The sequence below is a fragment of the Pseudoalteromonas sp. PSi26 genome (assembly GCF_054960575.1).
In genome coordinates this window covers 1-1,669 of record NZ_JBHNYT010000033.1, presented here as the reverse complement: position 1 = coordinate 1,669, position 1,669 = coordinate 1, and the positions used below count along the sequence as shown (strand labels likewise).

The window sequence follows — 1,669 nt, the reverse complement described above, 5'->3', positions numbered from 1 at the left end:
GCTATTGACGCCATAGTCTCTTGTTATTTGTTTACTGCTTACTTACAACTATTCTAAATTCTTTATATGAATCAACAAACTCTTTAGATAAACCTTCGCATATACCTTCAAATATCAAAGTGCTATTTGCTTCGATTGGTTTATCCATATTATGCATACACTGATAGAAAGCCATATGATTTTCATTGTAAAAATCAATTACCAGTTTTAATTCGCCCACTTGGATTATACCTTTATTATTTAAAGTACCACTAAAAGAAAAAGTATTACCATTAACCTCTCCTTTGGGTGACAAAACTTCAATCGATTTATAAAGGACATTATGAGTATAATTTCCATCTGCAGAAATTATCATAACCTCAGGCTGTTGCTGAGCATCATTACAGCCAAGCAATAAAAAAATTGATGCTACAAAAATTAATAGATTACGCATAACGATTAGACTATCCCTAAACACATAACGCCCAAATAATGGGCTAAAATGGAGCGAAGCGAACAGCCCGCTGTTTTTAGTCCAATTAATTTGCTTGTTATATTAGCAATTTAGCGCAGAAACCCTAATAGCTTCTGTTGCTTTAAAATTGACATTAACATTTTGACCAGTAGCATTGTTAATTTTTAAATCTCTAATTCTAAACTCAATACTTTCCTGCTTTTTAAACATGAAAGTAATTCTTAAATTTGTAGTCTCTACAACATCAGAAGGTAGCTCTGATAGTGAGTTATAATCATAACTAAACCACTTTTCGTCAGAAACCCTATAAAAATATTTAATTTCATGGGGTGTAATTACTTTGTCACCGGCGTTAAATGAGATGTTATTAGGAATAGCGGATATTTTAAATTTCTTATCAGAAATCGCCTCAAACCAAATCCATGTTTGATCGTAATTTATTAGTACGTCTGCAGCCTGAGTTGTCACTTTTACATCGTCGTCTAGTAAAACTAATTTTGAAGGTGTGTTGTCACCACAATGCCCAGTAGTAATCACTTTACCGTTTTTAGATTGTGGATAGTAATATGTTCCAGGATAGGCAATACATCCCTGAATCAATATTAGAGTAACAATTGCTAAAAATTTACGCATGACTTCCTTTGCTAATATAACGCCCTGTTAATGGGCAAAATTATGTTGGCTAAAATGTGAAGCGGAGCGAAATCAAGCCAACATAATTTTGTCCACTTTAAACAGCTTGTTATAACTCGCCTGACGCTATTTTCTGGGCAACATATTCAGTCGCAAACTCGCAAAACCTATCTATAACAGCAAGATGTGGCCTACCTGCTCTTGTGTGATTCTCAATTGCTGTTGATATAGCTAACCGTGCTTCATTTTCTTCATCAATTTCAATGTAACGGTCATTAGAAGAATCAAAATGCTTAATTGCATTTTTATCGTGATTAGCTACTTTCTTCATTTCCTTAAATTCAAATTTAGGACCGCCTTGTGCAACAGACATATTGATAGCATCTCCAACTAAATCATGTTGCACATCTCGCTGACCAGTTGTTCTAACATACTTGCCATAAATCTCTTCAGCGACACCGGCTAGATTTATTGATGAAAAAAAACGTTTATTGTCAAGAAACTCCTCAATAGATGCTTCTAGCATCTGATCTGCAATTACTATTTTATCTACTGACTTCAACATCGATGCCTCAAAGAGTT

Annotated in this window: 3 protein-coding genes; all 3 read right to left on the bottom strand. The window is 34.1% G+C overall.

The genetic code is table 11. The features are described from left to right. Positions 1 to 31: 31 nt before the first annotated feature. Positions 32 to 433: a hypothetical protein gene (locus ACFI34_RS18695; RefSeq protein WP_462674586.1), complete on the bottom strand. Its 402-nt coding sequence runs from the start codon at positions 431 to 433 to the stop codon at positions 32 to 34. Positions 434 to 535: 102 nt separating this feature from the next. Continuing rightward, complete coding sequence (locus tag ACFI34_RS18690; RefSeq protein WP_462674585.1) at positions 536 to 1,087, bottom strand: hypothetical protein; 552 nt, start codon at positions 1,085 to 1,087, stop codon at positions 536 to 538. Between the two features lie 109 nt (positions 1,088 to 1,196). Beyond that, on the bottom strand, positions 1,197 to 1,669 hold a 473-nt coding region (locus ACFI34_RS18685), incomplete at its 5' end, for a hypothetical protein (protein ID WP_462674584.1).